Source organism: Mesorhizobium sp., from assembly GCF_004962925.1.
GTDB lineage: Bacteria > Pseudomonadota > Alphaproteobacteria > Rhizobiales > Rhizobiaceae > Mesorhizobium.
The window spans coordinates 1-6,823 of the sequence record NZ_SUEO01000283.1 but is presented as its reverse complement, the minus strand read 5'-3'; the positions used below and the strand labels follow the sequence as shown (position 1 = coordinate 6,823).

General features: G+C 62.7%; 7 protein-coding genes. 5 read left to right on the top strand and 2 right to left on the bottom strand.

Going from position 1 to position 6,823, the window contains the following annotated elements; translation table 11 throughout:
* Positions 1–47 precede the first annotated feature (47 nt).
* Complete coding sequence (locus tag E5W87_RS32665; RefSeq protein ID WP_292407252.1) at positions 48–1,103, bottom strand: sugar phosphate isomerase/epimerase; 1,056 nt, start codon at positions 1,101–1,103, stop codon at positions 48–50.
* A 396-nt stretch (positions 1,104–1,499) separates the two neighbouring features.
* On the opposite strand from E5W87_RS32665, the gene E5W87_RS32660 reads away from it, so the two are divergent.
* Genes E5W87_RS32660 through E5W87_RS32640 form a run of 5 tightly spaced genes read left to right on the top strand, consistent with a single transcriptional unit; the run spans position 1,500 to position 5,741 of the window.
* The gene (locus E5W87_RS32660) at positions 1,500–2,387 is read left to right on the top strand and encodes a sugar phosphate isomerase/epimerase (protein ID WP_292407249.1); all 888 of its coding nucleotides are present in this window, start codon (positions 1,500–1,502) and stop codon (positions 2,385–2,387) included.
* Positions 2,388–2,444: 57 nt separating this feature from the next.
* Entirely contained in the window at positions 2,445–3,614 is a 1,170-nt protein-coding gene (locus tag E5W87_RS32655; protein WP_292407246.1) for a mandelate racemase/muconate lactonizing enzyme family protein, read from the top strand.
* Positions 3,615–3,616: 2 nt separating this feature from the next.
* Positions 3,617–4,330, top strand: a complete 714-nt coding sequence (locus E5W87_RS32650) for a FadR/GntR family transcriptional regulator (RefSeq protein WP_292407243.1) — start codon at positions 3,617–3,619, stop codon at positions 4,328–4,330.
* Between the two features lies 1 nt (position 4,331).
* Entirely contained in the window at positions 4,332–5,312 is a 981-nt protein-coding gene (locus E5W87_RS32645) for a hydroxyacid dehydrogenase (protein WP_292407240.1), read from the top strand.
* A gap of 42 nt (positions 5,313–5,354) precedes the next feature.
* The gene (locus E5W87_RS32640; protein WP_292407237.1) at positions 5,355–5,741 is read left to right on the top strand and encodes a DUF6748 domain-containing protein; all 387 of its coding nucleotides are present in this window, start codon (positions 5,355–5,357) and stop codon (positions 5,739–5,741) included.
* A gap of 11 nt (positions 5,742–5,752) precedes the next feature.
* Here the strand turns inward: E5W87_RS32640 and E5W87_RS32635 are convergent.
* Positions 5,753–6,823 (bottom strand): amidase (locus E5W87_RS32635; protein ID WP_292407234.1); only part of this gene is annotated, 1,071 nt, incomplete at its 5' end.

Here is a 6,823-nt window from a genome sequence, read left to right as displayed (position 1 = left end):
CCCGGCCCTTCGGGCCACCCTCCCCTCAAGGGGGAGGGACAGCGGCGTTAAATTCCCATCATGGCGCGCAGCACCTTTTTATCGGTCGCGCCACCGGCGAAATCGTCGAATGCCTTCTCCGTCACCCTGATGATGTGATGCTGGATGAAGGGAGCGCCTTCGGCCGCACCGTCCTCCGGATGCTTCAGGCAGCACTCCCATTCCAGCACCGCCCATGAATCGTAGTCATATTGGGCAAGCTTGGAGAAGATGCCGCCGAAATCCACCTGCCCGTCGCCAAGCGAGCGGAAGCGCCCGGCCCGGTTCGTCCAGCTCTGATAGCCGGAATAGACGCCTTGCCGGCCGGTCGGATTGAACTCGGCATCCTTGACGTGGAACGCCTTGATCCGCTCATGATATATGTCGATGAATTCGAGATAGTCGAGCTGCTGCAGCAGGAAATGCGACGGGTCGTAATTGATGTTGCAGCGCTTGTGGCCGCCCACCGCGTCGAGGAACATCTCGAACGTCGCGCCGTCGAACACGTCCTCGCCCGGATGGATCTCGTAACCAAGGTCGACGCCATTGTCCTCATAGATGTCGAGGATCGGCTTCCAGCGTTTTCCCAGTTCGGAAAACGCTTCCTCGATCAATCCCGCCGGCCGTTGCGGCCACGGATAAAGGTACGGGAAGGCCAACGCTCCGCAAAACGACACCGACGCCTTGAGCCCAAGGTTCTTCGAAGCCTTGGCGCCGAACTTCATCTGTTCGACCGCCCATTGCTGCCTGGCCTTCGGATTGTTGTGAACCGCAGGCGGTGCGAAGCCGTCGAACTGCGCGTCATAGGCCGGATGCACTGCCACCAGCTGCCCCTGCAGATGCGTCGACAGCTCGGTGATCTCGACGCCGGCCTCGGTGCAGATGCCCTTCACCTCGTCGCAATAAGCCTGAGAAGACGCCGCCTTCTCGAGGTCGAACAGCCGGCTGTCCCAGGTCGGGATCTGCACGCCCTTGTAGCCCAGCCCGGCCGCCCACCTGGTGATCGACGGCAGCGAATTGAACGGCGCGGCATCGCCCGCGAACTGCGCCAGAAACAGCCCAGGCCCCTTCATTGTCGACGGCATCGGCATCCTCCCAATTTTTCCACGACCAAGCATAGCGCCGATTGAAAGCAGGGCCAGCCTCTTTGGTCTTTTCGCACAGCGCGTTACGCAGCGCTGCTCTGGTATTACCAAATGGCGAAATCTCGTCAAGCCGCCTTGCTTGCCATCCGAAGCCTGCAACCATGCCGAGTTGCGCGACATATTGCAATGTAATCAATGAGGTAAACCAGCCATCAGAGTGGAAATCCTGCGCTTCTTGCCGTTCAGATCAAATTGCTGTAGACCTCTTTGCAGGCCCAATTGGTCGAACCAGTTTACGAAAAATGCTGGAGCGCCTTGGGGAGGAATCATGCGGCGCGCTCGATCGGGTTGCGCCGCCGGCCAACTGTTACAGGCGAATTCTGGGAAGGACAGACCATGCATCTCTCGACGCACAACTGGATGCGGGCGGAGCCATTGGAGACGACGCTCAAACGCATCAAAAAATTCGGCTATGAGTCGATCGAAATTTCCGGCGAACCCGAGCAGTACAAGACCGTTGAGACGCGTGCGCTCCTGAAGGAGCACGGCATCCGCTGCTGGGGGGCGGTGACGTTGATGCTGGGCGAGCGCAATCTCGCCGCCAAGGACCAAGGTCAGCGCGAGCGTTCGGTGCAGTACGTCAAGGACGTGCTGACCATGGTGAGCGAACTCGACGGCGAGATCATCACGCTCGTTCCCGCCACCGTCGGCAAGGTGGTGCCGGACGGCACCGAAGAAGAAGAATGGAAATGGGTGGTCGACGCCACCAGGGAATGCTTCACCCATGCCAAGAAGGTCGGCGTCAAGATAGCGGTCGAGCCGCTCAACCGCTTCGAGACCTATCTGTTCAACCGTGGCGCCCAGGCGCTGGCGCTGGCCGATGCGGTCAGCCCCGAATGCGGTGTCTGCCTCGACGCCTACCACATCCACATGGAAGAATTTAACGTCTATGACGCCATCCGGCAGGTCGGCAAGCGACTGTTCGACTTCCACGTCGCCGACAACAACCGCTTCGCCGCGGGGCTCGGACAGATCGACTGGCCGAAGATCGTCGGCACGCTGAAGGAAGTCGGTTACGACGGCGCACTGACCAACGAATTCGTCGCCCCTGTCGACCGCACGCCGGCCGCTCCCTATCCCGACATGGTCGAGCGCAATCCGGTCGACATCTCGCCGGAGCAGCTCAAATTCATTCAGGACCATGGTTCCAGCGTGCTCACGGAGAAATTCTACACCGATCAGATGCGCATCAACGCTGAAACGCTGCTGCCGCTGATCAAGTAATCGATCCGTTTGGGAATGAGCCTTCCGCCCTGACCGGCGGCAGGGCCGGGGATGAACATGCGCATCAAAACGGTCCAAGCCTGGTGGGTCCGCATACCGATCGAAGCCGCGAAGCAGCACCGCAGCGACTTCGGTCAGGTGACGACGTTCGACGCCGCCATCCTGCGCATCGAGACCGACGATGGGCTGGTCGGCTGGGGCGAAGGCAAGAATGCCGCCGGCAGCACCGGCAGCTATGGTGCCCTCGTCCACATGCTGAACCACGAAGTCGGCCCGCAGCTGATCGGCTGCGATCCGGCCGACATCGGGGTGATCTGGGAGATGCTCTACAATGGCGTGCGCTACGACAGCGCCGCGCAAAATGGCCACGCCATGCCGCAACTGGCGCGGCGCGGCATCAGCGTCGCCGCGATCAGTGCCGTCGACATCGCTTTGTGGGACATTCTGGGCAAGTCGCTGGGGGTTCCGGTCTGGCGGCTGCTCGGCGGTCGCAAGCTCGACCGCATGCCGGCTTATGCTTCCGGCGGCTGGGCCTCGACCGAGGCGATCGGCGACCAGTTGAAATCCTATATCGCCAAGGGCGGCTTCAAGGCGCTGAAGATGCGGATCGGCGCGATGGACGGCACCCCGCACAATTCCGCCGCTCGCGTCCGCGCCGCAAGACAGGCGCTCGGCCCCGAAGTCGACCTGATGGTCGATGCGCATGGCACCTATACTGTGGCGGAAGCCAAGCGCTTCATCCATCTCGCCGGCGATCTCGATCTGGCCTGGTTCGAGGAGCCGATCATCGCCGATGACAAGCCTGGGATGGCCGAAGTGCGGGCGTCCGGCTCGATCCCAATCGCCACCGGCGAAAGCGAAGCGACGCGCTATGCTTTCCGCGACCTCGCCACACTCAAGGCGGCCGACATCTTTCAGCCGGACCCGGCCTTCTGCGGCGGCATCAGCGAGGCGATGAAGATCGGCACCATCGCCAGCGCCTTCAATCTGCGCTTCGCGCCGCATCTGTGGGCCGGCGCCCCTTGCTTCTTCGCCGGGCTGCATGTCTGCGCTGCTTCGCCGGCTAGCTTTACCGTCGAATATTCGCTGGGCGCCAACCCGATGATCCACGATCTTATCGAAGAGACTGTCGAAGCAAAGGACGGTATGATAGCGATCCCCGAGAAGCCCGGACTGGGATTCACCCTTTCGGAACGGTTCCTGGAGGCGCACGCGCTACGCGGCTGATCATGAAAGAAAAGAACCTCCTCGCGGAACTCGCCGCCTATCTGTTCTCCCATTCCGACAAGGCGACGGGTCGAACGCCGTCTGAGCGTGAACTGGCGGAGCATTTCGCCGTCAGCCGTGGCCAGATCCGCGAGGCGCTGGCCATCCTCGAAGCCATGCGTATCGTCGAGCGCCGGGCCAAATCCGGCATCTATATCGACACCAAGCAGCCCAGCGTCGAAGCGATGGCACTGTTTGCGCGAGCCGGCCTGCCGCTCGACCCGATTATGATCTACGAGACGGTCGAGTTGCGCAAGATCCACGAAATCAAGGCCGCTGAGCTTGCCTGTTCGCGTGCCACCGAGGAAAATTTCGAGCGGCTGCGCGAAATCCTGAAGGCTTCGGAGGATCGCATTGCTGCGGGCGAAGGCCTCGCCAAGGAGGACCGCGAGTTTCACCTTGAGATCGTGCGGGCAACCAAGAACAGCGTTTTTCACAACATATGCAGCGTCTATTACATGATGGGCGAGCAACGCTTGCCGATCTATTTCAACGATCCCGAACGTGGCGTTCGCTCGCATGCCGAGCACATTCAAATCTACGAGGCGCTGCTGCGCCGCGACGGCAACCTCGCCCAGGCGCTGATGAGCGCCCATCTGCAAGGCGCGGAGAGCTATTGGAAAGGCCTGATCGAAGGCCGCGAAGAAGCTCAAATTCCAGCGCTCGAACAGGTCTGATATGCCTAAAATCCTGTCGACGCACACGCTGCACCCGCGCGCCTCCGCCATGTTGACTGGTGCCGGCGAACTCGTCGTCGCCTCCGCCCTCAATGCGCACACGCTGACGACTGAGGCGAGGGACGCCGATATCATCATCGTTCGCGCTCCGCTGCCATCAGCGCTTTTCGAGGGCGCGACGAAGCTCCGGGCCGCAATCCGCCACGGTGCCGGGCTCGACATGGTCCCCATGGAAGCGGCCACCGCAGCCGGCGTGCTGGTCGCAAACGTGCCGGCGGTCAATGCACGGTCGGTCGCCGAATATGTGATGTTCGCGGCCCTGGCGCTGGTTCGGAGGTTCCGCCTAGTGGACCGTGACTTACGGGCAAAGGGCTGGCTGGCCGGCCGCGACCACACCATTCTCGCCAGCGAGCTCGCCGGCAAGACGATCGGCATTGTCGGCTTCGGCGCCATCGGGCAGGCAGTCGGCCATATCGCGGCGCATGGTTTCGACCTGAACGTGGTGGCGACGACGCGTAGCATGAGGCCGGCGCTGGACAGGGTCGGCTTTCTGTCGATCGACGCGCTGGTCGAGCAGAGCGACATCATCGTTCTGTGCTGCCCGCTGACACCGGAGACGCGCGGCCTGATCAATCGCGAGCGCATTGCCCGCATGAAGCCGCATGCGCTGCTGATCAACATTTCGCGCGGGCCGGTGATCGACGACGACGCGCTGATCGAAGCACTGAAAAAGGGCCGTATCGGCGGTGCCGCGCTCGACGTCTTTGCGACGCAGCCGCTGCCTTCAGATCATCCCTATTTCGGCTTCGACAATGTCATCGTCACCCCGCACATGGCAGGGATCACCGAGCAGTCGATGATGCGCATGGGCGTCGGGTCGGCTGATGAAACCTTGCTGGTGCTGGCCAACAAATTGCCGGTCAATCTGCGCAATCCCGAAGCGGTCGAACACTACCGGCGGCGGTTTCCGGCCGACGCGTAGCGCCATCGCCGTTTCGCCCCATTTCTCCACGACGCTGGCCCCATGCTCGTTGTTCGCCGCACGCCGTTGCTTATTGCCATGTTTTCGATCTGCGTTTTGCCCTCGGTCGCTGCCACCGAGGGCAGCTATGTCTATTGCGACAACGGCTTGCGGTGCGTGATGGCGCCCTGTCCGTCGAACAGCGCACGCGATCTTGCCACGGGCAAGATCGTCAAGGGCGTGTCGATCGACCTCGATCGCTTGTCGCAGAAGGACAAGGCGCTCGATCTCTCGGACAAACTCTATGCCGGCAAGGTCGTGGTTGTCGGCTCCATCGAGAACCGGACCCAGACCCTCAACGGCAAGCAATACACTCTGCCATGGCTGGTCGCGATCGGTATCGAACGCGCGTCCCGGGACAGCGAACGCAGCCACTGTTCGTCGCATTGACGTTCACATCTTCAGCGGCCGAGCAGTGCCTCGACTTCCGCCGCAATGCGCAGGAGACGGTGGTCATGGCCGTCGCGCGCCACCAGCATCAGCCCGGCCGGGCGCGCCATTCCCGGCATCGGCAGCGAGATTGCACAGAGGTCGAACTGGTTGGCGACCTGCGTGTTGCGCAGCAGAAGGCCTTCCGTATGCTCACATAGACCTTCGTTGCTGGTCATCGACAGGATGGTCGGTGCCGTGACCGGCGTGGTCGGCAGGGCCAGCACATCGACAGACGCCAGCCGCTCGTCCATGGCGGCGACAAGCGCCGTGCGGCGGCGGATTGCCCTTATATAGGCCGTGGCCGGAACGGCGGCAGCGCGCGACAGCGGCTCGCTCACCCGCGGATCGACCGGCGTCGTCGCACCTGTCGCCAGCCAATCTGCATGGACCTCGGCCCCCTCCATTGCCGCGATCGAGGCCCGCTTGGTTACTGCGCGCAAATCAGCAAGGAGGTCATCGATGGAGAGATCGGCGAGGTGTGCACCCGCAAGTTCTACCTTGCCAATACATCGGTCGAACGCCGCCGAGACCTCTTCTTCCGTCTCTTCGAAGAGCACGCCGCGTGGAACGCCGATGCGCAATCCGGCAAGCGGAAGCGGAACCAGCGCCACAGGCTCCTCACCCGCCATCACGGCGTCGGCTGCGGCGCATTCGGCAACGGTGCGGGCGAGCGGGCCGATGGAGTCGAGCGTGTTGGACAGCGGGAAAACGCCATCACGCGGCACGCGCCGCGCCGTCGGCTTGAAGCCGACGACACCGTTCAGCGATGCTGGAATGCGCACCGAACCGCCGGTGTCCGAACCGATCGAGATCTCGCTCGTACCTTCGCCGACCGAAACACCGGCGCCGGAGGATGAGCCACCCGCAATCCGGCTGGCGTCGGTCGCATTGCCGGGCGTGCCGTAATGCGGGTTGACGCCGATCGCGGTGAAGGCGAATTCGGTCATATTGGTCTTGCCGAAGATAACGGCACCTGCCTGCCGCAACCGCCTCACGATGACGGCATCCCGCAGCGGCGGCGCCGCGGTGCTGAGCAACAG